Genomic DNA, 25,571 nt, shown 5'->3' with positions numbered 1-25,571 from the left:
TCGTACATTCGCAGTCACGGCTGCAGCAGACGACCAGGAGGTTCCTCGTGGACATCGGCGTGTTCATCCCCATCGCCAACAACGGGTGGCTGATCTCCAAGTCCTCCCCGCAGTACATGCCCACGTTCGACCTGAACAAGCAGGTGGTGCAGAAGGCCGAGGCGTACGGTTTCGACTTCGCGCTGTCGATGATCAAACTGCGCGGGTTCGGCGGCGAGACGGAGTACTGGGACCACGCGCTGGAGTCGTTCACGTTGATGGCCGGCCTGGCCGCCGTCACCGAGAAGATCAAGCTCTACGCCTCGACCGCGATCCTCACCCTGCCGCCGGCGCTGGTCGCCCGCATGGTGTCCACGATCGACTCGATCGCCCCCGGCCGCATCGGGGTGAACATCGTGACGGGGTGGGCTCCGGGTGAGTACACGCAGATGGGCGTCTGGCCCGGAGACGAGCACTTCCAGAACCGCTACGCGCGCGCCCGGGAGTACGTCCAGGTCCTGCGGGAACTCACCGAGACGGGTCGTAGCGACCTCGAGGGCGAGTTCTACCGGATGGACGACTGCGTCCTGTCGCCGAAGCCCGGACACATCGACATCGTCGCGGCCGGGCAGTCCGACACCGGCATGCAGTTCTCCGCCGAGCACGCCGACTACGACTTCCTGCTCGGAACCGGTGTGAACACGCCGCAGGCCATGCGCGACACCGCTGAACGCTACGTCAAGGCCGTCGCGGCCTCGGGTCGTGACTCCGGTGCGCTGGCCCTGTTCATGGTCATCGCCGACGAGACCGACGAACTCGCGATGGCGAAGTGGCACGACTACCACGACAACGCCGACCTGGCGGCGCTGAACTACCAGGCCGACGAGGCCGGTGCCGACGCCACCGCCGGTGAGGGTTCCACCGCGAAGACCATCGCCCTGCCCGAGGGGGCCGTGAACTTCAACATGGGGACCCTCGTGGGTTCCTACGCATCCGTCGCGCGCATGCTGGACGAGGTCGCGCAGGTCCCGGGGGTCAAGGGCATCATGCTCACCTTCGACGACTTCCTCGGGGGCATGGACGACTTCGGTGAACGCATCCAGCCCCTCATGCGGAGCCGGGCGCAGATCCCGTCCCCCTCACCGGCCACGGCCTGACCCGTAACACCGGCCCGAGGAACCAGCACGAGAACCGGCACCAGGAACCAGCACGTCCGATCGATCGAACGGGGTAGGGCGTTGCTCGAGCAGTTGAGGACCGAGGCGGCGTCCGACGTCGAGTTCCAGGGGTTGCTGGCCGGTCGCCGGGCCCGCCCGCACCCCGCGTCACCCTCGGTGGAGGTCCCCGAACCGGCTGCAGCACAGGAGTTCCTGCGCACGGCTCCCCGCCCCGAACCCGCCACCGGTCCGGTGCCGGAGCCCCCCGAGGGGACGCTGGGCGTCGCCGGGTTGCTGCGCGCCTACGCCGCCGGCGGTGCCGATCCGGTCGTCGTGGTCGAGGACGTCCTGGCCGCGACCGGTCCGGACGGTCCCGCCCCCACGGCGTTCCTCGCCGTCTGCGCCGGGGCCCGCGAGGCGGCGCGGGAGAGTTCCCGGCGCTGGACGAGCGGACAGGCCCGCCCGCTGGAGGGGATCCCCTTCGGGGTCAAGGACATCGTGGACGTCGCCGGAACGGTCGTGACCTGCGGCTCGCACCAGACCGGTGACCGCGTCGCCACGAGCGACGCGACCGTCGTGGCCCGGTTGCGGGCCGCGGGGGCGATCCCCGTCGTCATGACGGCGACCACCGAGTTCGCGTGCGGGCTCGCGGTCAACGCGCGCTACGGTGCGGTCGAGAACCCGTGGCGGCCGGGCCGCTGGACCGGGGGTTCCTCGACGGGTTCCGCCGCGGCCGTCGCCGCTCGCGTCCTGCCCTTCGCCCTCGGCACCGACACCGGGGGTTCCGTGCGCGTCCCCAGCGCGCTGTGCGGGATCACCGGCCTGAAACCCACCCACGGTCTGGTCCCCCGCACCGGGGTGGCGGCGTTGTCGTGGACGCTCGACCACGTGGGTCCGATGACCCGCAGTGCGGCCGACGCCGCCCTGGTGCTGTCCGTCGTGACCGGCCCGGACGGGTCGGACCCGACCGCCGCCCACGACGTGCCCCGCGTCGGACCGGCCCAGGTCTGGGCGCAGAGCGGGTTGGTGGGCCGGCGGATCGGCCGGGTCCGCGGCTGGTTCGAGGAACGCTGCGACGCGGCCGTCGTCGCCGCGGTGGACGCCGCCGTCGAGGTCCTGCGCGCGCACGGGGCACTCGTCGTGGACGTCGACCTCCCCACCGCCGGCGACGCGTACGCCGACGCGCTGGTCGTCCTCTCGGGGGAGCTCACGGCCACCCAGGAGGCGAACGTCGAGCGCCTGGAACTCTTCGACGCCGGAACCCGCAAACGCCTCGGCCGCGGTGCCGCCGCCAGCGCGGCGGACTACCTGCGGGCGCTGCGCGGACGGGCCGTGGCCCAGCGCGAGCAGCTCGCGGTCATGGACGCCGCGGGGGTGGACGTCCTGCTCACCCCCGGCGTCGGGACGACCGCGCCGCACCTCGACGACCTCAGCACCGACGTCGACGGCGAGCGCGTCCCGCTGCAGGAGATCGTCCCGCGCAACACCTCATCGTTCAACCTCACGGGTTTCCCCGCCCTCGTGGTCCCCGCCGGCCGCGGCCGCGACGACCTGCCCGTGGCCGTGCAGTTCGTCGCGCGCCCCTTCGCGGAGGCGGTGCTGCTCGGGGTGGGGGTGGGTTTCCAGTCGGTCACCGAACACCACCTCGCCGCCCCGCCCGGCCTCGTGGCGGTCGTGCCGGCGTGAGCCCGCGCAACCCCTGGACGGTCTTCTCGGCCACCAGCACCGGTGTCGTCGCCGTGTTCCTGAACATCTCCGGGGTGAACGTCGCGCTGCCGACGATCGCCCGGGAACTCGGGGCGAGCGCGGCGCAGTCGAGCTGGGTCCTGCTGTCCTACATGCTCGTCACCACGGCCCTGATCCTCGCCATCGGCCGGCTCGCGGACATCGTCGGGCGCCGCCCGCTCTACCTCGCGGGCTACGTGGTGTTCACCCTCGCCACCGCGGCCTGCGCGCTGGCGTCCGGTCCGGAACTCCTCATCACCGCACGGACGGTCCAGGCCGTGGGGGCGGCCGCGCTGGTCACGAACACGACGGCGCTGCTGACCGACACCTTCCCCGCCGCGTCGCTGGGGAAGGGGCTGGGGCTGAACGCGACCGTCGCGGCGGTGACGCAGGCGATCGGCCCGCTGGCCGGGGGGGCCGCGACGACCCTGCTCGGCTGGCGCGGCACGTTCCTGGTGACGTTGCCGATCTGCCTGGTGGGCCTCGTCTGGTCCGCCGCGGTCCTCCCGCGGACCGCCCGCAGCACCGCCCCGCGGGAACGCTTCGACGGCGTCGGGGCGGTGCTGTCCGCGCTCGCCCTGGCCGCGACGTTGCTGACGCTCTCGCCCGACGTCCTCGCGGCGACGGGTTTCGACGGGGTCGGCCCGGCGGTGGTCTGCGGCGTCGTGGCGGCCCTGCTGTGGGTGCTCTTCGTGGCGCGGCAACGGCGGCGCCCCTCGCCCCTGGTGGACCTGGGCGTCCTGGTGCACCGCATGCGGGGCCCGCTCTACGCGGCGGTCCTGCTGAACGCGGCGGCGCAGTACGCCGTCGTCGTCCTGGCCTCCCTCGTCCTGCAGTCCACCGGCCGCCACGACGCCCTCGCCGCGGGCCTGCTCGTGAGCCCGCTCGCCCTCGGGACGACCGTCGCGGCGGTCGTGGCGGGGAACCTCGTCGGGCGGGTGGCGGCCCGGACGATGGTCACCGCCGGCAGTGCGGTCGTCCTGGTCGGGACGTTGCTGCTCGCCCTCGTGCTGACCCCGGACGGGGCCTACGCCGGCGTCTTCGTCGGGCTGTTCGCCGTCGGGGCCGGCACCGGGCTGTTCATGACCCCCGGGACGAGCCTGCTGATGCTCACCGTCCCCGCCGCCCAGCGCGGCATCGCGAACGGTGTCCGCTCGGCCCTGCAGAACGTCGGGTTCCTGCTGAGCACGGCGGTGGCGCTCGGCATCGCCACCGGAGGGCTGTCCGGCGCCGACCGCGCCGACGCCTACTCCGGTGCGCTGTCGGCGGCGCCCTCGGCGCTGGGCAGCTTCGGTGACGGGGTGCGGGCGGCCCTCGTCGTGCTGTCCGTCCTCGCCTTCCTGGCCCTGGCCGCCTGCGTGGCCCTCCCCGTCCGGCGCAGCACCCGCGTCGCGTCCACCACCCCCGAGGAGACCTGAGACATGAGCGTCGACGACTACGCCGGGGCCGGGTTCGGTGCCGGGCTCACCCCGGGAGCGCGACCCGCCCTGCTGCTGGTGGATCCCGCCTGCGCCTACACCGACCCCGGCTGCCACGTCTACGCCGGTCCGCCGGCGCTCGCGGCGGCCGAGGCCATGCGGACCCTGCTGGCGAGCGCCCGGGCGGCCGGCGTCCCCGTCGTGATCACCCGGGTCGCGATCGCGGCCGACGGCAGCGACGCGGGGGTCTTCTTCCGCAAGGTGCCGGGGCTGCGCGCGTTCGGGCCGGGCAGTCCCTTCGCCGCCTACGTCGACGGACTGGCCCCGGAGGCGGGGGAGGTGGAGATCGTCAAGCAGTACCCCAGCGCCTACTTCGGGACCGACCTGGCCGCGCGGCTGCACGCCCTCGGGGTGGACACCGTCCTGATCGGGGGGTTCAGCACGTCGGGCTGCGTGCGGGCGAGCACGCTCGACACCCTGCAGCACGGGTTCACGCCCGTCGTCGTCACCGAGGCCTGCGGGGACCGGGACGCCTCGGTGCAGGCGGCGAACCTCTTCGACATGGGCCAGAAGATGGCCGAGCTGTGGGACCTGGGCACGGCGCGGGCCTACCTGGAGCGGGTGGGGGGCGGGGTCTCCGTACCCTGACGCCCATGACGACGATCCCCGGCACCTCTGCGGCTCCGCGGTTGCGGGCGAACATGGCGGGAGTCCCGGCCTACGTCGCCGGGAAGCCGGCCGTGGCCCGTGAGGGGCTGGAGGTCTTCAAGCTCTCCTCCAACGAGAACCCCTACCCGCCGCTGCCGAGCGTGCTGACGGCGATCTCGCGGGCCGCCGCCGACGTGAACCGCTACCCCGACCCGGCCGCCACGGCGATGCTCACGGCCGTCGCGACGCGCTGGGGCGTCGCGGTGGAGAACCTCGCGGCGGCGACCGGCAGCGTGCGGTTGCTGGCCCAGCTGGCCGAGATCACGTGCGCCCCGGGCGACGAGATCGTCTACGCGTGGCGGGCGTTCGAGTCGTACCCGATCGTCGCGGCCATCTCCGACGCCACGACGGTCGAGGTGCCGCTGACCGCGGACGCCCGGCACGACCTGCCGGCGATGCTCGCGGCGATCACCGGGCGGACCCGGTTGGTGATCCTGTGCTCGCCGAACAACCCGACGGGCCCGGCGCTGCGCCGCGGTGAGCTGAGCGGGTTCCTGGACCGGGTGCCGGCCGACGTGCTGGTCGTCCTGGACGAGGCCTACCGCGAGTTCGTCGACGACCCGGACGTGCCGGACGGTGTCGAGGTGTTCCGCGAGCACCCGAACGTCGTCGTGCTGCGGACCTTCTCCAAGGCCTACGGGCTGGCGGGCCTGCGCATCGGGGTCGCGCTCGCGCACCCGGACGTCGCGTCGACGTTGCGCCGGTCGTCCACGCCGTTCGGGGTGTCCGCGATCGCGCAGGCCGCGGTCGTCGCCTCCTTGCAGACCGCGGCCGAGGCGGAGCTGATGGAGCGGGTGGGGGCTCTGGTCGCTGAGCGGAACCGCGTCGTGGCCGGGCTGCGGGAGCAGGGCTGGGACGTCCCCGCGGCGCAGGGCAACTTCTTCTGGCTGCCGGTGGGCGAGCGGGCGCTCGAGCTCGCGGACGCCTTCGCCGCCGAGGGGCTCGTCGTGCGGGCCTTCGCGGGTGCCGGTGTGCGGGTGACGGTGGCCGAGACCGCCGCCAACGACCGCTTCCTCGAGGTGGCCGCCACGCTCGTGTCCTGACTCCCCGGGGGGTGCCCGGTCGGTGGCGGGAGGGTTCGGGTTCGGCCCCGTGTGGCGGTTCCCAAGCTACGGACCCGTAACGTACGCTCCCGTAACGTACGGAACCGTAGGTTCGCCGCGGGGACGTGCACCACAGGCAGCACCGAACGACCCCCCGACACGCGGAGGACGCACGTGAGCGACGCAGCGGAAGGCCCGGACCGGGCCGAGCACGAGGTACCCGGACGGCACGACGACATGGTCCAGCTGCTGGACCAGCACGGCGTCCGCCGTGAGCACCCCGAGCACGAGGTCGACCTCGAACCGGAGGAGCTCCTGGGGCTGCTGCGCGACATGGTCGTGCTGCGCCGCCTCGACACCGAGGGCGAGGCGCTCCAGCGCCAGGGCCAGCTGGGTCTGTGGGTCGGGACCCGCGGCCAGGAAGGCGCGCAGGTCGGTTCCGCGCAGGCCACCCGCCGCCAGGACCACGTCTTCCCCACCTACCGCGACCACGGTGCCGCGCTGGCCCGGGGCATCGACCCGGTGCACGTCCTCAGCCTCTTCCGCGGTGTCGACCACGGCGGGTGGGACCCGGTCGAGCACGGCGTCCACCCCTACACCCTCGTGATCGCCGCGCAGCTGCTGCCGGCCGTCGGCTACGGCATGGGCGTCCAGCGCGACGGGGCCGTCGGCACCGGCGACCCCGCGCGCGACACCGCCGTCGTCGCCTACCTCGGTGACGGCGCCACCTCGCAGGGCGAGGCGTCCGAGGCGCTCAACTGGGCCGCGGTCTTCCAGGCCCCCGTCGTCTTCTTCTGCCAGAACAACCAGTGGGCGATCTCCGAACCCGTCGCCCGCCAGTCGACCGTCCCGCTGCACCGCCGCGCCGAAGGGGCCGGCATGCCCGGGGTCCTCGTCGACGGCAACGACGTCCTCGCCGTGCTCGCCGTGACCCGGGCCGCGCTCGAGCGCGCCCGCAGCGGCGGTGGCCCCACCTTCATCGAGGCCTACACCTACCGCATGGGCGCGCACACCACCGCTGACGACCCGACCCGTTACCGCCTCTCCGCCGAGACCGAGGCCTGGCGCGAGAAGGACCCGATCGACCGGTTCCGGACGTACCTGCGCTCCGAGGGCATCCTCGACGACGACTACGAGGCGGCCCTGGACGCCGAGGCCGACGAGTTCGCGGCCCGACTGCGCGCGGGGGTCATCGCCCTCGTCGACCCCGAACCGGTGTCGATGTTCGACCACGCCTACGCCGAACCGCACCCGCAGGTCCTCGCCGAACGCGACGAGTTCCTCGCGGCCTGGGAACAGCACGACCGCGAAGCTCACGGAGAACTCGTCGGAGGGGCGTCCTGATGGAGACCATGCCGATCGGCAAGGCGATCAACGCCGGCCTGCGGGCCGCGATGGACCGCGACCCGCGCGTGCTGCTCATGGGGGAGGACATCGGCCCCCTCGGCGGCGTCTTCCGCGTGACCGACGGTCTGCAGAAGGACTTCGGCGAGCACCGCGTCATCGACACCCCGCTCGCCGAGGCCGGCATCGTCGGCAGCGCGATCGGGATGGCGCTGCGCGGGTACCGCCCCGTCTGCGAGATCCAGTTCAACGGTTTCGTCTTCCCCGCGTTCAACCAGATCACCACCCAGCTGGCGAAGCTCCGGGCCCGGTCCCACGGCAAGCTGTCGGTGCCCGTCGTCCTGCGCATCCCCAGCGGCGGCGGCATCGGTTCCGTGGAGCACCACTCCGAGAGCCCCGAGGTGCTGTTCGCCCACACCGCGGGTCTGCGGGTCGTGATGCCGAGTTCCGCGCACGACGCGTACTGGATGATCCAGCAGTCCATCGCCTCGGCCGACCCGGTCGTCTTCCTCGAACCCGAACGCCGGTACTGGGAGAAGGGCGACGTGGACGTCGACCTCGGCCCGGGTGAGGTCACCCCGCTGCACAGAGCGCGGGTCCTGCGCGCCGGGACCGACGCGACGCTCGTCTGCTACGGCCCCACGGTGAAGCTCGCCCTCGACGCGGCCACCGCCGCGGCCGAGGACGGCACCAGCCTCGAGGTCGTGGACCTGCGCTCGATCTCCCCGCTCGACGTCGACACGGTGGCGGAATCGGTGCGTCGCACCGGGCGGCTCGTCGTCGTCACCGAGGCGCCGGTGTTCCACGGCCCGGGTGCCGAGGTCGCGGCCCGGATCCAGGAGGCGTGCTTCTACTCCCTCGAGGCGCCGGTCAAGCGGGTCGGCGGGTACCACCTGCCCTACCCCGCGGCCCGGATCGAGGAGCACTACCTGCCGAGCGTCGACCGCGTCCTCGACGCCGTCGAGCAGTCCCTCGCCGCCTGAACCGCCTGAACCCCGACGCCCGGAACCCCCCGCACTTCGAGACCCCAGAAGGACTCCGTTGAACCAGCGGTTCGCCCTGCCCGACGTCGGTGAAGGACTCACCGAGGCCGAGATCGTGACGTGGAAGGTCAAACCCGGTGACACCGTCGCCGTGAACGACGTCCTCCTCGAGATCGAGACCGCGAAGTCCCTCGTCGAACTGCCGAGCCCCTACGCCGGGGTGGTGGCGGAACTGCTGGTCGCCGAGGGCGACACCGTCGAGGTGGGCCGGGACATCGTCGTGGTCGACGACGGGACGAAGACCGCACCGGCTCCCGCCGCACCCGCCGCAGCCGCTCCCGCGCAGGACAGCGGGTCGGGGGCGACGCTCGTCGGCTACGGCACCCGGGAGACCGTGGGCCGGCGCCGCCGCGGCGCCGTACCGAGCGTGGAAGCGCCTGCCCCGCAGGCGGTCCCCGCGGTTCCCGCGGCCCCGGTGGCCCGCGACGTCGTCCCGCACGTCCTCGCGAAACCCCCGGTCCGCAAGCTGGCCCGCGACCTCGGCGTGGTGCTGGCCGACGCGACCCCGACGGGCCCCGGCGGCACGGTGACCCGGGCCGACGTCCTGGCGCTCGTCCCCACCGCACCCCCCGAACCCGAACGCCGCGTCGAGCAGCACGCCCGGGAACGGCACGTCCCGATCCGCGGCGTGCGCAAGGCGACCGCGGCCGCCATGGTGGAGAGCGCGTTCTCCGCCCCGCACGTCACGGTGTTCACGACCGTCGACGCGACCCGGACGATGAAGCTCGTCCAGCGGTTGAAGCTCGACCCCGAGTACGCCGGGATCAAGGTCTCGCCGTTGCTGCTCGTCGCGAAGGCCCTGATCGTGGCCGTGCAGCGCAACCCCGACATCAACTCGACCTGGGACGAGAAGAACCAGGTCATCGTGGTGAAGAACTACGTCAACCTCGGGATCGCCGTCGCGACGCCGCGGGGGCTGCTCGTCCCGAACATCAAGGACGCGGACGAGCTGTCGCTCAAGGACCTCGCCGTGCGCCTCAACGGCCTCGCGGGGACGGCGCGGGAGGGCAAGGCGTCGCCGAAGGACCTCGCCGAGGGGACCATCACGATCACCAACGTCGGGACGTTCGGCATCGACACCGGAACGCCGATCCTCAACCCGGGCGAGGCCGCGATCCTCGCGGTCGGCAAGATCCAGCAGCGGCCGTGGGTGCACAAGGGGAAGATCAAACCCCGTTACCTCGCGACGCTCAGCCTCTCCATCGACCACCGGATGCTCGACGGCGAGAGCGGTTCGCGAGCGCTCGCGGACATCGCCGCCATCCTCGAGGACCCGGCGCGGGCGCTCACCTGGAGTTGATCCGGCACCGACTCGGTGATCACTCCGAGTGAGGTCTTCTCACCGGGGTGTTCGGAGGTCTACCTTCTTCGGTCAGGGAGCCTGTGAGGTTCCCGTGACCGAGGAGAAGTGCAATGGTGCAACGCCTCCGTTCTGCAGCAGTGTTCCTCGTGGCCGCCACCGCCTCGGTGGTCCTGGCCGCCCCCGTCCACGCCGCGCCGGCCCCCGCGCCGGTGACGGTCGTCGCGACCGGTTTCGACGACCCGACGGGCCTGTCGAACTGGGCGGGGAAGTTCTACGTCTCCGAGAGCTCGACCGGTGAGATCAGCGGGTTCGCCCCCGGGACACGTCCCTACACCCGGCTGAACAAGATCCCCGGACCGTCGGGGGTCGACCGGAAGTTCGACACGTTCTACTTCGTCACCGGCGAGGCGGGCACCCCCGGCGCGTCGACGCTGTACTCGACGGTCACCGGGAAACCCCGGCACAGGATCGCCGACCTCGCGGCCTACGAACTCGCCAACAACCCCGACGGGCAGCAGCAGTTCGGACCCGACGGGGCTCCGCTGGACGCGCTGAGCAACCCGTTCGCCGTCCTCGCCGGCCGCGGTTTCGACAACCGCGTCTTCGTCGCCGACGCCGGGGCGAACGCGGTGCTCGTGGCCGCCCCGGACGGGAAGGTGAGCACGTTCTTCGTGCCGCCGGTCGTCACGACGGGTGCCTGCAAGGGACGCCCCAACAACGATCCGCAGCACACGGGCTGCGACCCGGTCCCCACCGGTCTGGCGTGGGGCCCGGACGGCAACCTCTACGTCTCGACCCTCTCGGGGGAGGCGCCCGGACAGGGCCGGGTCTACGTGCTCGACCCCTTCGGCGGGAAGGTCCTCGGGACCATCTCCGGGTTCAGCTCCCCGACGGGGGTGGCGGTCGGGGACTCCGGGGCGGTCTACGTCTCCGAACTCCTGGAGGGACTGCCTGCGGGCGACGGGCCGCCGCCGGCCGGTTTCGACCCGAGCACCGTCGGCCGGATCGTCCGCGTCGACCGGGCGGGGGTGCGCACCGCGGCGCAGGTGACGATGCCGCTGTCGCTGAAGGTCGTGGACGGTCAGCTGTATTCCACGGCGTGGAGCACGGCCGGGATCTTCGGGTTCGGCGCGCACCTCGGCCAGGTCGTCCGGGTGGACGGCTCGGCGTTCGTCCGGAGTTGAGGGTTCCCGGTCAGCGTGCGGTGACGGAGAGCTTCACCGGGCCGCCGCTGACCGGGACGCTGTCCTGGTCGGCGTCCCAGCCGTAGTAGAGGCCGATGAGGTAGGTCGTGCCCTGCTGCAGGGTGACCGGGGTGTCGCAGTCCCACGGGTCGTCGTTGGTGACGAGCCGGGTCCCACCGTCGGCCAGCACCTCGAGGATCCCGGCCTGCTGCGCCCAGCTCCCGTGGGTGTCCGCGTCGGCCCAGCCGGTGGCGGGGGAGACGGAGATCGCCGGAGCCGGGCCCGTGGCGGTCGCGCGGTAGCTGTACCAGACGGTGTTCCCCTGGGTCGGGGACCAGTTCGAGAGTTCGCAGTGCTCGTAGTCCTTCAGCGCCGGGCCGTCGGCGTCGGCCGCGGAGGTGTCGGCGGTGGTCGTGAACGGCAGTGCGGAGATGGGGTGCGCGTTCTCCAGCCGGTCGTTCGACGGCGCGGTCGCGGACGGTCCGGCGATCGTGACGTCGAAGCGGGCGCCACCGGTCGGGGCGCTGAAGTAGGCGACGACGTCGACGGGGCGGCTGGCGCGCGCCACCGTCCCGCCGGTGCAGGCGAGGACCGCGCCGCTCCAGTGGTCGATGACCGCGGTGCCCGCGCCGCTACCGGTGACCGTGGCGACGAGGGACCCGGTGGCCTTCTTGCCGACGGCGAACCACTGCGGGGCGCTGAGGGCCCGGCCGTCGTTGCAGGCCGCGGCCACCGCCCGGTTCGCCCGGACCGTGCCGTGTCCGCCGGTGCCGGTGCCGTCCGCGCTGCCGCTGCCGCTGAACGGGAGGGTGCGCACGGTGGCCGCCGTCGAGCTGGAGGTGGCGGCCTGGGCCGGCGCCGCGGCCACGACGGCGCCGACGAGGGCGGCCCCGACGACGATTCCCGACCACCGCGTGCGGCGGCGGGCGGCGACGGACGGACGTGCGTTCATGAGATCCCCCTGATTTGACTCTCTGTCACTCCCCAGGAGGAAGTTACGGCGTTAGGGTGATCGCCCGGGCACTTTCCGTGACATTGCTGCCGAAGATCATGACGAGGCGACCCGGCCGCAGCTCAGCGGGCGGTCACCGAGACGTCGATCGGTCCGCCCGTGAGGGGGACCGAGTCGCTGTACTCGTCCCAGGTGTAGGCGACGCCGATCAGGTAGGTCTTGCCCTTGGTGAGCCGCACGGGGGTGTCGCAGTCCCAGGGATCGCCGTTCGTGACGAGCCGGGTGCTGCCGTCGGGGCGCAGTTCGAGGATCCCCGCGCGCAGACCCACCCCGGCGTCGGTGTTGCCCGCGGTCCAGTTCGTCGACGGGGACACGGAGACGACGGGCGCCGGACCGGTCTTCGCCGGGCGGTACCGGTACCAGACCGTGCCGGCCTTGACGGGGTTGATCGCCGAGAGCAGGCAGTGCTCGTAGTCGATGAGGTCGGGACCGTCCGCGTCGGCCAGGGAGGTGTCCACGCGGGACGTGAACGGCAGGGCCGGGACGGGCTGGGCGTCGATCACCTCGTCGTTGGCCGGTGGCGCGGAGGCCGCCGGGACGATGGTCGTGACGAGGTCGAACGGGCTGTAGGGCGAGTAGCCGTAGGGCACGGTGGTGAAGCCCACCACGTCCACGGGGCGGCTGGCCCGGGGCAGCGTCTGTCCCGTGCAGGCCAGCACCTCACCGCTCCAGTGGTCGACGACGGCCGAACCGGTGGGGAACTGGTCGATCCCGCGCGGGTACCAGACCCCGTCGACGACGACCCGCAGCGAACCGGTCGGCTGCTTGCCGAGGGTGTACCACTGCGGCGCGGAGATCGGGTTCCCGCCGTTGCAGGCCGCGCTCACGGCGGCGTTCCCCCGGACCGTCCCCCGACCGCCGTCCCCGTTGCCGTACTCGTCGCCGTGACCGGTGAAGGGCAGGGACCGCACCGTCTTCAGGGTGGGCCGGGCGCCGGCGTCCAGGGCGTTCGCGGAGCCGGCGAGCGCGGTCGTCGAGCCCGCGACGAGCGCGAGGGTGGCGAGGCCGTAGGCCGTGCGTCGCAGCACGGCGGCGGTGGCGGTGGCCCGTCCTCGGGCGGCGCCCGCGCGTCCGAGCGTCCGTGCCGTCCCCGCGAGCACCGCCCGCCCGGAGCGCCGCTTCTGTCCGTGCGTCATCGTTGTGACCATCTGTTCTCCCTGGACGACGCTCAGTAGTATCCAGGGTAGAAACTACGCTGATCGGGTGAAGATCGCGCTGGTTCGTTCAGATTCCCGGTGCACCTGCCGACGGAGTCAGAGCGGCTGGATCCCGAAGGCGTCGGCCAGTTCCTGGATGCGCCGGGCGCGGCCGAGGCGCGGGAGGTCGGACCCGTCGCGGACCACCCCGCCGCTCTTCTCGAAGTTCTCGATGAAGTCGCGGGCCCAGGTGGCGTCGGAGACGTTGGGGCTCATGACCTCGTTGATGACGTTGGACTGCTCGGCGTCGAGGCAGAGCTTGCCCATCATCCCCATCGCGACCCCGACCGAGGAGGCCTCGCGCAGCTCGGGGTGGCCGCCGCCCGTGGTCGGGCCGTCGATCGGCCCGGGGAGCTTGCCGATCGCGCTGGCGATGACGAGGCGGCTGCGGGGGTAGGCCATCGCGAGGTCCTCGGCGCTGGCGCCGGTGTCGCGGCGGTAGTCCCCGGAGCCGAAGGCGAGGCGGAAGGTGCCCCGGGCGCAGGCGATCTCGCGGGCCTCCTCGATGCCGAGGGCGGACTCGCACAGCGCGACGACGGGGGTCTGACCGCCGAGGGCGTGGTAGGTCGCCTCGACCTGCTCACCGGCCTCGGTCTTGGCCAGCATCACGCCCAGCAGGTTGGGGACACCCTTGAGGGCGTCGACGTCGTCGCGCCAGTGCGGCGTCGTCACGTCGTTGATCCGGACGAAGGCCTCTCCGCCGTCGGTCAGCCAGCGGACGGCGTCGTCCCGGGCGGAGTCCTTGTGGCTCGGGTCGACGGCGTCCTCGAGGTCGAGCACGACCTGGTCGGCCCGGGAGGCGGCGGCCACGTCGAACAGCTCGGTCCGGGTGGCGTTGACGAGCAACCACGTGCGCGCGTAGCGGGGCTCGACGATGTGCACCTTGCGTTCAGCGGTCATGGGCACCGACGGTAGCGCCGACGCGCCGCCGGGTCCGTCCCCACGCCCGTTCGAGTGGCCAGTCTCACGCCCAGGCGGCGAGGAGGTGGCTCGTGAGGGCGTCGAGGTCGGGGCCGCGGCCGGTGGTGAGGACGGAGTAGACGAGCGGACCGACCAGTTCGGCGACGTGGAGGTCGTCGGTGAGGCGGTCCCGTCCCAGGTGCGTGCCGACCCGCTCCAGGCAGGCCCGGGCGCTCGGGGCCAGGATGTCGGCGCGCGCGACGAGGTCGTGGACCCTCGTGTCGTGCTGCGTCTCCCCGAGCAGGACGCGGTAGCAGGCGCCGGCGTGGGAGTGCAGCAGGAACGCCTCCAGCAGGCGCAGGTACCCGTGCACCTCGCGGTGGGCGTCGGGTTGCGGGGCCGTCGCCAGTTCCTCGCGGGCGTCGTCCACGCAGGCCTCGAGGAGGATCTCGGCCGTCGTCGACCACCACCGGTACACCGTCTGGCGCCCGACCCCCGCCCGTTGCGCGATCCCCTTCATCGTCACCCCGGCGTAGCCGACCTCGACGAGGAGGTCGTCGACGGCGCGCAGGACGGCGTGGCGGGCGGACTCGCTGCGGGGGCGGCCGACGGGTCCGGTGGTCATCCCCCGACCATACCGGTACACCGTGTCTCGGAACGGTGGTAGTTTGCCGAGGCACTGACCCACCGTCGAGAGGAGGGCCCGCCCGTGTGCGCCGGCTGCGGAACCCCCACCCACGTCCCGGAACCCGTCGCCGCCGGGCCCGCGCCCGTCCGGCGGTTCGCCGCCCTGCGCCACCGCGACTGCGGTCCCTACCTCGTCGGCGGGATGCTGTCGATGATGGCCGACAACGTCGAGCACGTCATCACCTACTGGGTGCTCTGGCAGCAGTTCCACTCCCCGGCGCTGACGGGTTTCCAGGTCATCAGCCACTGGACGCCGTTCCTGCTGCTCTCGGTGTGGTTCGGTGGACTGGCCGACCGCTACGACTGCCGGCGGGTGATCCAGGTGGCCCAGCTGCTGTTCATGGCCGTCTCGATCTCCTGGGGCGTCCTGTTCGTGACCGACCACCTCAGCATCCCCGCCGCCTGCGTCCTGCTGGTGCTGCACGGAACGGCGGGCTCGCTCTGGCGACCGGCGGAGCAGATGATGCTGCAGGACTTCGTCGGGCGTGACGAACTCCCCAGCGCCGTGCGGATGAACTCGACGTTCCAGGGGCTCGGCGTGCTGCTGGGCCCGGTCGCCGGGTCGGCGCTGCTCGTCGGGTTCGGACCCGAGACGGGGATCTTCGTCAACGCCCTGATCTACCTGCCGCTCACGGTCTTCCTGCTGCGCACGAGGTTCACCGGTCACACCCGTTCGGGGATCGTCGCCCGCGAACGCATCGGCGCGCTCGGTGCCCTGCGCTCGGCCCGGCAGGTGGTGCGCGACCCGGAGATCGCCGGCGCGATCGCCGTCGCCGGTCTCACCTCGCTGTTCATCGGCTCCGCGCTGCAGACGGTCATGCCCGAGTTCGCCGAGCAGTTCGGGACGGGAACCGCCGACACCGCCTACGGGGTGCTGCTGTTCGCCAACGGCCTCGGTGGGGTCGTGGGCGGGATCGTCCTGGAGGCCACCGGCTGGGTCCGCCCGAACCTCGCGGCGGCCGTCGTCTCGACGTTCCTGTTCGGTGCCGCCGTCGCGGCGTTCGCGGTCAGCGGGAGCCTCCCGCTCGCCGTGGGGGTCCTGGTCGTCGGCGGCCTGGCCAACATCGTGTCGGTCTCGGTGACGCAGACGATCGTCCAGCTCAAGGCCGATCCGGCGGTGCGGGGCCGGACCATCGGCGTCTACTCGATGGCGTCGGGTGGGTTGCGGGTCGGGGGCGGTTTCACCGTCGGACTGCTCGGCGCGGTCGTCGGCGTGCACACCTCGGTGTTCGCCGGCGGGGCGGCGCTCGCCCTCGGGGCGGTGGCCGCCGGTCTCCTGGTGGCGCGGAGCCGGCGGCCGGTGGTCAACGCCGGCTGAGGACGCGGCGGCGGGCGGCGACGAGGTCGGTGACGGCCTGCTCCTGCGAGGTGGTGCGCAGTTCGCCGTCCTCGACGACGATCCGACCCTCCACGGTCGACAACGCCAACGGCGGGGTCGGGCCGATGACGAGCGCGACGACGGGGTCGTCGAGGTCGGCGTGACCGAGGCCGCGCAGGTCCCAGAGAGCGAGGTCGGCGCGCTTGCCGACCTCGAGGGAACCGATCTCCTCCTGCCGTCCGAGGCAGGTGGCACCCCCGATCGTGGCGGCGCGCAACGCGTCCCGGGCGCTCATGGTGTCGGGCCCGCCGCGCAGGCGGGCGGTGTAGACCATCTGGCGCAACTCGTCGGCGAGGCTGCCCTGCTCGCTGGACGCGGCGCCGTCGACGCCCAGGCCGACGGTCACCCCGGCGGCGAGGAGGTCGCGGGTGCGGGCCGTCCCCGCGCCGAGGCGGGCGTTGGAACTCGGGCAGTGCGCCACCGAACTCCCCGTCCGGGCCAGCGTCGCGATGTCGGAGTCGGAGAGGTGGACGCAGTGCGCGAGCCAGACGTCCGGCCCGAGCCACCCGAGGTCCTCGAGGACCTCGACCGGGCGGGCGCCGAAGGTGCGGGCGCAGAACTCCTCCTCGTCGTCGGTCTCGGCGAGGTGCGTGTGCCGGCGGATGCCGAGTTCCGCCGCCTGCGTGGCCGTCTGCCGCAACAGGTCCGGGGTGACCGAGAACGGCGAGCACGGAGCCGCCCCGATGCGGACCATCGATCCCGCCGAGGTGTCGTGGTGGCGCGCCACCGCGTCGGCCGTCGCGGTCAGCACGGTGTCGATCGTCTCGACGACGGAGTCGGGTGGCAGACCGCCGGCGGAGTTCCCCAGGTCCATCGACCCGCGGGTGGGGGAGAAGCGCAGCCCCACCGTCCGGGCGGCCTCGATGCTCGCGGCGAGCTGGTCGCCGCCGTCGTGGGGGTGCAGGTAGTGGTGGTCCATCGACGTGGTGCAGCCGGTGAGGGCCAACCGTGCGAGGCCGGCGCGCGCCGCGGCCTCGACGTCGGTCGCGTCCAGGCGCGCCCAGATCGGGTAGAGCGTCGTGAGCCAGTCGAAGAGTCCGCTGTCGACGGCGAAACCCCGCGTCGCCCACTGGTAGAGGTGGTGGTGGGTGTTGACGAGGCCCGGGGTCACGAGGTGGCCCCGGGCGTCCACGACGCGGTCGGCGGTCGTCCCGGCCGGCGGCTCACCCGCGCCGATCTCGGCGATCACCCCGTCGCGGACGAGGACGTACCCCTGGGGGTGTTCGGTCCCGGCGGCGTCCACCGTCACGACGGCGGCCCCGGTGATGAGCAGGCTCGGCATGGTGGCGATCCTGCCCCACCGGGGCCGTGTCGTCTCAGCCCCACCGGGGCCGTGTCGTCTCAGCCCTGTCAGGGCTGCGGCGTGGAGGGAGGTCAGCGGCGACGCGGCGCGCGGTTCTCCGAACCGATCAGCCAGGCCTGCTTCTCCAGGCCGAGGATGAAACCGTGCAGCAGGTCGGCGGTCGAGGGGTCCTCGGCGTCGATCGGGTCGTGGACGCGGCGGATGGTGTCGATGGTGCGTCGCGTCATCGCGACGATCGCCTCGACGGCGGCGGAGGTGGAGATCTCGTCGGCGCCGAAGTCGCCGATGCTGGTGGTGCTCGCGACGGTGCCCGGGCGGGCGTCGGGGATGCCGCCGACGGCGCGCATGCGCTCGGCCGCGTCGTCCGCGTAGGTGCGGGCGGCGTCGATCAGCTCGTCGAGCTGCAGGTGCAGGTCGCGGAAGTTCGCGCCGACGATGTTCCAGTGGGCCTGCTTGCCCTGCAGGTGCAGTGCGGTGAGGTCGACGAGGACCTCCTGCAGACCGCTGTTCAGACGCGAGCTGGCGTTGAAGCCCGCGACCTTCTCCTGGGTGAGGCCGGCGGTCTTGACGTCGTCGACGGTGGTCACGGTGTCCTCCTGGGTTTCGGTGGGGTCAGCGGGTTGGGCGGGTCAGCGGGTCGCGGTGGGGGCGCAGTTCACGCACAACCCCGACCAGGTGATGTCGGCGTGCTCGACCACCGCGAAGTCCGGGGTCGACGCCGGGGTCAGGCAGGCGGCCCGCCCGGTCGCGCAGGCGACGTCGGAGACGGCACCGCACTCGCGGCAGACGATGTGGTGGTGGTTGTCGTCCACCTCCGTCTCGTAGCGCGGGGCGGACCCGACGGGCTGGATGCTGCGGAGGACGCCCGTGCGGGTCAGGTCCTCCAGCACGTTGTGGAGGCTCTGGCGGGACATGCCGGCTCCCGCCTCCCCGAGCAGTTCCGCCACACCCGCGGCGGTCTGGTGCGGGTGGTCCTCCAGGACCTGCAGGACGGTGCGGCGGGGTGCGGTGCTGCGCAGTCCTGCGGTGCGCAGCAGCTCCTCGGTCGCGGTGTCGTCCAGCGGGCTCATGACGACGAACCTACCTCTTCTTTTGCTTTTGTCAAAATAAGGTGAGCCTACGCATGGCAAGGGAAGGCTGTCTTCCGTGACGACGGGGACGCAGGACGGCCCCGGAACGCGGGTGCGTTCCGGGGCCGTCCTGCGTCAGGTCAGCGCGTCAGTTCTGCGCGCCCAGCTGTTCGCGCGCCGGTTCGGCGGCCTCCTCGGGAGCACCCGCGTGGCGACCTCGCGGAGCCGAGGCCTCCTCGCCGAGGGCGGCCTCGATCGAGGACTCGTCGAGTCCGAGTTCGCGGAGGTTCTCCACGGCGGTGTCGAACGCGGCCTCGCGGCGTCCCGCCTCGAGGGCGAGTTCCGCCATGGCGAGCTGCGCGGCCTTCGCCTGCTGCACACCGCTGCGGATGCGTTCGGCCAGTTCTCCCGGTGCCATCCCGTCCACGGCAGCGACCGTACCGGCGGAGGAGGGAGAGCCGCCAGTGGACGGCGCCTTCCCCTGCGCGGTGAGGGCCACGGCCTCGGTGGGGGCGCCGGCGGCCTCGACGGGGGCCGCGGCGGCACCCTCCGGGCCGGGACCGGCCGGAGCCGCACCGGGTGCGCCCCGCAGCGGGAGCGCCGGCAGGAACAGGACGGTGATGAAGCCGAGCAGCATGACGCACGCCGCGACGAGGTAGATGAGGCTCGTCGAGTCGGTGAAACCGACCTTGAACGGGTGGGTCACCGCGTCGGGCAGCGTCGAGAGGATCGACGTGTTGTCCGTCGCCTTGGCCAGCGTCGCCTGCAGCCCGGGCTGGTCGAGGTTCGCCTGCGCGAGCCCGGCCTGGAAGGCCGGCGTCGGGCCGGCCTTGGCGTACTCGTCGGCGATGTGGCCGCCGAGCGAGGAGAACAGGATCGACAGGAACACCGCGGTGCCGAGGGTCCCGCCCATCTGGCGGAAGAACGTCACGGAACTCGTGGCGACACCGATCTCGGTGCGGGCGGCGGCGTTCTGCACGGCCAGGATGATCGGCTGCATGTTGCCGCCGAGGCCCCAGCCCATGAGGAGCATGCAGATCATGGTCTGCCAGATCGGGGTGTCCGCGTTGACGCGGGAGAACCCGAACAGCGCGATGACCATGAGGCCCGTGCCGATCACCGGCAGGAACTTGTACTTCCCGGTCCGGGCGATGACCTTCCCGGAGATCATGCTGGCCGACATGATGCCCAGGACGATCGGCAGCATCTGCAGACCGCCCTCCGTCGGGGTGGAACCCTTGACGACCTGCAGGTACTGCGGCAGGACGGCGAAACCACCGAACATGCCCATGCCGAGGATCAGGCTGCTGAGGCTGCCGACGAAGAACGTGCGACCGCGGAACATGCGCAGCGGGAGCAGTGCCTCCTCGCCGTAGGCGCGTTCGGCGAGGATGAACCCGATGAGGCCGACGAGGCCGACGGCGTAGCAGATGATCGACCCGGCGCTGAACCAGCCCCAGGTGCGGCCCTGTTCGGCCACGAGCAGCAGCGGCACGAGGCACATGACGAGGGTGAGCGCACCCGGCCAGTCGATGCGGTGCTTGGTGGAACGCTTGGGCAGCTTGAGGTTCTTGAGGACCACGAACAGGGCCAGGGCGCCCAGGGGCACGTTGATCCAGAAGATCCAGCGCCATCCGGTGAGGCCGAGGATCGACGACTGGCCGGAGAGGAAACCGCCGGCGATGGGGCCCAGCACGCTCGAGGTGCCGAAGACCATCATGAAGTAGGCCTGGTAGCGCGCACGCTCACGGGCCGGGACGATGTCGGCGATGATCGTCAGCGCGAGCGACATCAGACCGCCGGCGCCGAGACCCTGCAGGGCGCGGAACCCGGCGAGCTCGTACATCGAGGTCGAGATGCCGCAGAGCGCGGAACCCACGACGAAGATGACGATGGCGGCGATGAAGAACGGCCGCCGTCCGTACATGTCCGACAACTTGCCGTAGAGCGGCGTGGAGATCGTCGATGTAATGAGGAACGCCGTCGTGGCCCAGGCCTGCAGCGAGAACCCGTCGAGGTCGTCGGCGATGGTGCGGATCGCGGTCGAGACGATCGTCTGGTCGAGCGCACCGAGGAACATGCCCAGCAGCAGCCCGTAGAGGATCGCCAGGATCTGCCGGTGCGTCAGCACGGGCATCTCCGGGGCCGAGGGGGAGTGCGCCGGTGACGAACCGGCGGTCGTGTTGCTCATGCGTTCTCCTGGGCGGCGGGGGTGGAGGTGGGGCGGAGGCATTCGGGGTGGGCCCCTTCGAGGCCGTCCACGAACCGGGCGAGCAGGCTGGTGAACACCGTGAGCTCGCGGGCGTCGAAACCGTCGACGGCCGCCGCGAGCTGTTCGAGGCGGCGCTGCTTCATGGTCGCGACGACGTCGTGGCCGGCGTCGGTGACCGCGAGCAGGCTGGCGCGACGGTCGTCGGGGTCGGGGAGCTTGCGGAGCAGGTCGCGCTTGATCAGCTCGCCGGTCTGGCGGCTCGTCGTGGACGGGTCCGTGCCGAGGCGTTCGGCGAGGGCGCTGACCCGCAGGGGTCCGGCGTCGGCGAGCACGAAGAGGACGACGTGCATCGCACGTTCCACCTCCGACTGCCCGCGCGCCATCCGGGCCTTGAGGGAGTGCAGGGCACGCACCTGGCGGCTGACCTCGCCGGAGAGCGCGGCGAGCTGCTGCTCGTGCGTGGGCACCGGCGTCGCAGGGGTCGGCTGCGCCGCGGTGCGGGGAGGCTCGGTGGTCGTGGTCACCGCCGTGCGCTCCGGGTGGGAGAGGTCATGCGTGGGCTCCAGGGAGGTGGGCTGACGTTGCCGGTGCGTTCCGCCGCTCACTGGGTGTAACGGTGAGTGCGGGCGGGACGAAGTACCACCCGGGAGATGACCGCCCAGACGGTGTCTGTGAGGTCATCGGACGCGGTGGTCGGATCCTTGACTGCTACATGCAACTACAAACAAGTTACCAGCCGCAAGCACGTATCGGGGGGTACAGCGTGGTGATGGATCAACAGGCCCGGTCCGGGTCCTCGCACGGGCTTCTGCATGCGCCGACGCGACGGACTACGCCGTTCGAGCGACGCTGCGCTACGGTGCTTGGTAACCCTACGTACCGGGAGAGTCACGGAGTGTCGTTTACGGACTGGTCGCACGAGACGACGCTGGCACCCGTCCCGATGTCCTCGCGCGCGGCCCGGCACTTCGTCGCCGACTGGTGCATCGCCGAGGGGATCTTCGGGGACGTCGTCGACACGCTGCTGCTGCTGACCGCGGAACTCGTCACCAACGCCGTCCTGCACGGCCGCAGCGAGGTCGTCCTGCGCGTCGGGCACGCCGGATCGCACGTCCGCGTCGGCGTCGGCGACGAGAACACCCGCCTCCCGCAGCGCCGCGACGTCGACCCCGAAGCCCTCAACGGCCGCGGCATGGCCCTGGTCGAAGCGCTCGCCGACGCCCACGGCGTCGACGTCGAGAGCTACGGCAAGACCGTCTGGTTCGACGTCGCGACCGCCGTCGCCCCCGTCCGCGCCAGCGCCTGACCCTCCGGGTCCCCTGGCGGTCCACCCGTCGGCCGGTGTGACCGAGGACGCCCCGGACGGGGCGGGCGATCCTCAGGGTGACGACCTACCCTGGCCACGTGGCCGCACCTACCCGCCCGGCCCGCAGCGCAACCCCGATCACCGGCGCCCTGCTGACCTCGGCAGCCGTCCTCCTCGCCGCGCTCGCGGTCCTGCTCACCGCTCTCGCCCTCGGCGGCGGACTCGCCGTCCCCGCCCTCGGTGACCCGGGAGCCCTCGTCCGCTACGGGCTGCCGATCGCGCGCACCGTCCACGACCTGTCCGCGGCGCTCGCCGTCGGCGGGTTCGCGGTGGCGACGTTCCTGCTCCCGCAACCCAGCGACGCCTTCACCCGCGCCGTGCGGATCGGCGGGGTCGCCGCCGGGGTGTGGGCCGTGGCCGCGCTCCTCGTCCTGGTCCTCACGGCCATGGACATCATCGGCGCGGCCCCCGGAGGATCGGACTTCGGCGCGCAGTTCGCGCAGTTCGCCCAGTCGATCGACCTCGGACGCGCCCTGCTGGTCACGACCGTCCTCGCCGCCGTCGCCGCGACGATCGGAGCCGCCGCGACCGGGCCCACCGGCGCCGCCTGGGGGACGGCGGTGAGCGTGATCGCGCTCCTCCCGCTCTCCCTGTCCGGGCACGCGTCGGGGTCGTCCTCGCACGAGACCGCCGTCAGCTCACTGGCCATGCACCTCATCGGCGTGACCCTCTGGGTGGGGGGACTGGGGGCCGTGCTCCTCGTCGCCCCCCTGACCGGTCGTTCCGCCGGGCCCGCGAAGGGGCGCCGTGCCGTCGACCTGACCACCCTCGCGACCCGGTACTCCACCCTCGCCCTGTGGTGCTTCGCGGCCGTCGCCCTGTCCGGGGTCCTCAACGCCTCCGTCCGCCTCGGCGGCTGGTCCGGACTGGACTCGGCCTACGGCGCGCTCGTCGTCGGCAAGGTCGTCGCCCTCGTCGGGCTCGGCGCGTTCGGGGTCTGGCACCGCCGCCGCACGATCCCGCTGCTCGCCGAGCGGCCCCGGGCCTTCCTCCGCATCGCCGCCGGCGAACTCGTCCTGATGGGCGCCGCGACGGGCCTCGGCGTCGCGCTGAGCCGCAGCCCCACCCCCGTCCCGGACAGCGACCCCAGCTCCTCGGCCGCCGCGACGCTGCTGGGTGAGCCCGTCCCGCCGGCCTTCACCATCGTGCGCTGGTTCACCCGGACCAGCCCGGACCTGCTGTGGCTGACCATCGGCGGTCTGCTGCTGGTCGGCTACCTCGTCGGGGTCCGGCGGCTGCGCCGGCGCGGCGACGGCTGGCCCGTGGGCCGGACGATCTGGTGGGTCGTCGGCTGCCTCGCGCTGCTCTTCGTGACCAGCGGGGGTCCGGCCGCCTACGGCCGGATCAGCTTCAGCACGCACATGATGCAGCACATGCTGCTGACGATGGCGATACCGCCGATGCTCGTCCTCGGAGCCCCCGTCACGCTCGCGATGCGGGTCCTGCCCGCCCGCCGCGACCACTCCCGCGGCGCCCGCGAGTGGCTGCTCGTGGTCGTCCACTCGCGCTACTTCGCGATCCTGGGGCACCCGCTGGTGGCGGCCGTGCTCTTCGCCGGATCGATCATCGTCTTCTACTTCTCGCCGCTCTTCGAGCTCGCGCTGCGCACCCACGTCGGGCACGAGCTGATGATGGTGCACTTCCTGAGCACGGGGTACCTCTTCGCGTCCGTGCTCATCGGCGTGGACCCCGGCCCGCAGCGGCCCGCCTACCCGCTGCGGCTCATCCTGCTGCTGGCGACCATGGCCTTCCACGCCTTCTTCGGCGTCTCGCTGATGGTGGGCACGACGCTGCTCGCACCGGACTGGTTCGCCCACATCACCCCGACCGCGAACCTGCTCGCCAAGCAGCAGGAGGGCGGCGACATCGCCTGGGGCATCGGTGAGTTCCCGACCCTGCTGCTGGTGCTCGGGGTGGCCATCGGCTGGTCCCGCTCGGACACCCGCGAGAACCGCCGCAGCGACCGCAAGGCCGCCCGCGACGGCGACGCCGAGCTCAACGACTACAACGCGATGCTGCAGCGCCTCGCCGACCGCAAGGAACCCCACTCCTGAGGGACCCCGCCGTGACGGGAGTCACGACGGGTGCCCGATGATGGAACCTCGACGTCGTCGCCAGGAAAGGACCAGCGCAGCCATGGCTGAGCCCATCGACAGTCCCGCGCGTCGTGAGCCGATCGACTTCACCGTCGAGGCGCTCGGACCGCGCACCGTCGACTCCCCGCTCGCCCCCCGCCTCCAGGCCCGGCGCACGACGCACCACTACATCGAGGAGACCGACCGCGTCCTCTTCGACGACACCCTCTCCAAGGTGTCCCGTCGCGACGGGGACCTCGAGGACCTGCCCAGCCTCGAACCCACCGGGCCGCGGAAGAAGATCTTCTTCGACCCCTCCAAGACCCGCGTCGGGATCGTCACCTGCGGTGGGCTCTGCCCGGGCATCAACAACGTCATCCGCGGCCTGGTCTCCGAGCTCACCACCCACTACGGCGTCCGCCGGATCCACGGGTTCAAGAACGGCTACCAGGGCTTCATCCCGCGCTACGGCCACGACGTCGTCGACCTGACGCCCGAGTCGGTGGGCAACATCGACGGTGAGGGCGGCACGATCCTCGGGACCTCCCGCGGCCAGCAGGACGCCGTCGAGGTCGTGGACTGCCTCGAGCGCATGGGCATCTCGATCCTCTTCGTCATCGGCGGCGACGGCACCATGCGCGGCGCGCAGAAGATCTCCGCCGAGATCAAGGAACGTGACCTCAAGATCGCGATCGTCGGCATCCCGAAGACGATCGACAACGACATCCCCTTCATCGACCAGAGCTTCGGCTTCCAGTCGGCCTTCAGCGAGGCCACCCGGTCGATCCGCTCGGCGAAGGTCGAGGCGCGGACGGCGCCCAACGGCGTCAGCATCGTCAAGCTCATGGGGCGCCACTCGGGCTTCATCGCCTGCTACGCCGCGCTCGCCCAGAACGACGCCGACTTCGTGCTGATCCCCGAGGTGCCGTTCAGCCTCGAGGGCCCCGGCGGGTTCCTCGAGAAGCTCCGCGAGAAGGTCGCGACCCAGGGCCACGCCCTCGTCGTCGCTGCGGAAGGTGCCGGGCAGGAGCTCTTCGACGACGACGGACTCAAGGACGCGTCCGGGAACAAGAAGCTCCAGGACGTCGGCCGGCTGCTGCGCCAGGCCATCACCGACGACTTCGCCAAGCACGACCTCGAGCTCAACATGCGCTACATCGACCCGAGCTACGTCATCCGCAGCGTGCCGGCGAACCCCTACGACAGCGTCTACTGCATCCGGCTCGCGCACGCCGCGGTCCACGCCGCGATGGCCGGCCGGACGAACATGGTGGTCGGGCGGTGGCGCCGACGCTTCGTGCACATCCCCATCGCCCTCGCCGTCTCGGCCCGCAACCAGGTCGACCCGCACGGCGACCTGTGGTGGTCGGTGCTGGAGGCGACGGGTCAGCCGTGGTCCTTCGGCGAGTTCGCCGCCGAGCACGTCAGCGCCTTCGGCGGCCAGTGACCGCACCCCGGGTGGGGTCGG

Annotated in this window: 22 protein-coding genes; 13 read left to right on the top strand and 9 right to left on the bottom strand. The window is 72.3% G+C overall.

The window, feature by feature from the left end:
- Positions 1 to 47 precede the first annotated feature (47 nt).
- From rutA to OG218_RS11520, 9 genes are all read left to right on the top strand, one after another.
- Positions 48 to 1,136: a pyrimidine utilization protein A gene (rutA, locus tag OG218_RS11560; RefSeq protein ID WP_328293369.1), complete on the top strand. Its 1,089-nt coding sequence runs from the start codon at positions 48 to 50 to the stop codon at positions 1,134 to 1,136.
- 81 nt (positions 1,137 to 1,217) lie between these two features.
- Positions 1,218 to 2,822 (top strand): amidase, encoded by a 1,605-nt coding sequence (locus OG218_RS11555; protein WP_328293368.1) that lies wholly within the window; start codon positions 1,218 to 1,220, stop codon positions 2,820 to 2,822.
- A complete protein-coding gene (locus OG218_RS11550; protein ID WP_328293367.1) occupies positions 2,819 to 4,279 on the top strand; it encodes an MFS transporter in 1,461 nt (486 codons plus the stop codon). The genes OG218_RS11555 and OG218_RS11550 overlap by 4 nt, the downstream gene beginning before the upstream one ends.
- Before the next feature lie 3 nt (positions 4,280 to 4,282).
- Entirely contained in the window at positions 4,283 to 4,927 is a 645-nt protein-coding gene (locus OG218_RS11545; protein WP_328293366.1) for an isochorismatase family protein, read from the top strand.
- A 5-nt stretch (positions 4,928 to 4,932) separates the two neighbouring features.
- The gene (gene hisC / locus OG218_RS11540; RefSeq protein WP_328293365.1) at positions 4,933 to 6,030 is read left to right on the top strand and encodes a histidinol-phosphate transaminase; all 1,098 of its coding nucleotides are present in this window, start codon (positions 4,933 to 4,935) and stop codon (positions 6,028 to 6,030) included.
- A 174-nt stretch (positions 6,031 to 6,204) separates the two neighbouring features.
- Positions 6,205 to 7,374, top strand: coding sequence for a pyruvate dehydrogenase (acetyl-transferring) E1 component subunit alpha (pdhA, locus tag OG218_RS11535; RefSeq protein ID WP_328293364.1), 1,170 nt, complete (start codon positions 6,205 to 6,207; stop codon positions 7,372 to 7,374).
- Positions 7,374 to 8,357 (top strand): alpha-ketoacid dehydrogenase subunit beta, encoded by a 984-nt coding sequence (locus OG218_RS11530; protein ID WP_328293363.1) that lies wholly within the window; start codon positions 7,374 to 7,376, stop codon positions 8,355 to 8,357. The genes pdhA and OG218_RS11530 overlap by 1 nt, the downstream gene beginning before the upstream one ends.
- 58 nt (positions 8,358 to 8,415) lie before the next feature.
- Positions 8,416 to 9,717 carry a dihydrolipoamide acetyltransferase family protein gene (locus OG218_RS11525; protein ID WP_328293362.1) on the top strand — a complete coding sequence of 434 codons (1,302 nt, stop codon included), beginning with the start codon at positions 8,416 to 8,418 and terminating at the stop codon, positions 9,715 to 9,717.
- A gap of 113 nt (positions 9,718 to 9,830) precedes the next feature.
- Complete coding sequence (locus OG218_RS11520; protein ID WP_328293361.1) at positions 9,831 to 10,904, top strand: ScyD/ScyE family protein; 1,074 nt, start codon at positions 9,831 to 9,833, stop codon at positions 10,902 to 10,904.
- A gap of 10 nt (positions 10,905 to 10,914) precedes the next feature.
- Here OG218_RS11520 and OG218_RS11515 read toward each other — a convergent pair whose 3' ends face one another.
- From OG218_RS11515 to OG218_RS11500, 4 genes are all read right to left on the bottom strand, one after another.
- Positions 10,915 to 11,856 (bottom strand): hypothetical protein, encoded by a 942-nt coding sequence (locus tag OG218_RS11515; RefSeq protein WP_328293360.1) that lies wholly within the window; start codon positions 11,854 to 11,856, stop codon positions 10,915 to 10,917.
- A 122-nt stretch (positions 11,857 to 11,978) separates the two neighbouring features.
- A complete protein-coding gene (locus OG218_RS11510) occupies positions 11,979 to 13,052 on the bottom strand; it encodes a hypothetical protein (protein ID WP_328293359.1) in 1,074 nt (357 codons plus the stop codon).
- 117 nt (positions 13,053 to 13,169) lie between these two features.
- On the bottom strand, positions 13,170 to 14,012 hold the full coding sequence (locus OG218_RS11505; protein ID WP_328293358.1) for an HpcH/HpaI aldolase/citrate lyase family protein: 843 nt from the start codon (positions 14,010 to 14,012) through the stop codon (positions 13,170 to 13,172).
- 64 nt (positions 14,013 to 14,076) lie between these two features.
- On the bottom strand, positions 14,077 to 14,637 hold the full coding sequence (locus tag OG218_RS11500; RefSeq protein WP_328293357.1) for a TetR/AcrR family transcriptional regulator: 561 nt from the start codon (positions 14,635 to 14,637) through the stop codon (positions 14,077 to 14,079).
- 84 nt (positions 14,638 to 14,721) lie between these two features.
- Between OG218_RS11500 and OG218_RS11495 the strand changes: the two genes are divergently transcribed.
- The gene (locus OG218_RS11495) at positions 14,722 to 16,017 is read left to right on the top strand and encodes an MFS transporter (protein WP_328293356.1); all 1,296 of its coding nucleotides are present in this window, start codon (positions 14,722 to 14,724) and stop codon (positions 16,015 to 16,017) included.
- Here OG218_RS11495 and OG218_RS11490 read toward each other — a convergent pair.
- The 5 genes from OG218_RS11490 to OG218_RS11470 form a co-directional block, all read right to left on the bottom strand.
- Positions 16,004 to 17,359 (bottom strand): 8-oxoguanine deaminase, encoded by a 1,356-nt coding sequence (locus OG218_RS11490; protein ID WP_328293355.1) that lies wholly within the window; start codon positions 17,357 to 17,359, stop codon positions 16,004 to 16,006. The genes OG218_RS11495 and OG218_RS11490 overlap by 14 nt on opposite strands.
- A 92-nt stretch (positions 17,360 to 17,451) precedes the next feature.
- Positions 17,452 to 17,967, bottom strand: a complete 516-nt coding sequence (locus tag OG218_RS11485) for a Dps family protein (RefSeq protein ID WP_328293354.1) — start codon at positions 17,965 to 17,967, stop codon at positions 17,452 to 17,454.
- A gap of 42 nt (positions 17,968 to 18,009) precedes the next feature.
- Positions 18,010 to 18,450 carry a Fur family transcriptional regulator gene (locus OG218_RS11480; RefSeq protein WP_328293353.1) on the bottom strand — a complete coding sequence of 147 codons (441 nt, stop codon included), beginning with the start codon at positions 18,448 to 18,450 and terminating at the stop codon, positions 18,010 to 18,012.
- Between the two features lie 148 nt (positions 18,451 to 18,598).
- Positions 18,599 to 20,641 (bottom strand): MDR family MFS transporter, encoded by a 2,043-nt coding sequence (locus tag OG218_RS11475; RefSeq protein ID WP_328293352.1) that lies wholly within the window; start codon positions 20,639 to 20,641, stop codon positions 18,599 to 18,601.
- Positions 20,638 to 21,186 carry a MarR family winged helix-turn-helix transcriptional regulator gene (locus OG218_RS11470; RefSeq protein WP_328293351.1) on the bottom strand — a complete coding sequence of 183 codons (549 nt, stop codon included), beginning with the start codon at positions 21,184 to 21,186 and terminating at the stop codon, positions 20,638 to 20,640. The genes OG218_RS11475 and OG218_RS11470 overlap by 4 nt, the downstream gene beginning before the upstream one ends.
- A gap of 371 nt (positions 21,187 to 21,557) precedes the next feature.
- Between OG218_RS11470 and OG218_RS11465 the strand changes: the two genes are divergently transcribed.
- From OG218_RS11465 to OG218_RS11455, 3 genes are all read left to right on the top strand, one after another.
- Positions 21,558 to 21,968, top strand: a complete 411-nt coding sequence (locus tag OG218_RS11465) for an ATP-binding protein (protein WP_328293350.1) — start codon at positions 21,558 to 21,560, stop codon at positions 21,966 to 21,968.
- Positions 21,969 to 22,066: 98 nt separating this feature from the next.
- Positions 22,067 to 24,082, top strand: coding sequence for a bifunctional copper resistance protein CopD/cytochrome c oxidase assembly protein (locus OG218_RS11460; RefSeq protein ID WP_328293349.1), 2,016 nt, complete (start codon positions 22,067 to 22,069; stop codon positions 24,080 to 24,082).
- A gap of 82 nt (positions 24,083 to 24,164) precedes the next feature.
- Positions 24,165 to 25,550, top strand: a complete 1,386-nt coding sequence (locus OG218_RS11455) for an ATP-dependent 6-phosphofructokinase (protein ID WP_328293348.1) — start codon at positions 24,165 to 24,167, stop codon at positions 25,548 to 25,550.
- Positions 25,551 to 25,571 lie beyond the last annotated feature (21 nt).

Origin of the sequence: Kineococcus sp. NBC_00420 (assembly GCF_036021035.1) — a bacterium.
GTDB lineage: Bacteria > Actinomycetota > Actinomycetes > Actinomycetales > Kineococcaceae > Kineococcus.
Note: the sequence above shows the minus strand (reverse complement) of the source record. Positions and strands in the feature narration are given on the sequence as shown.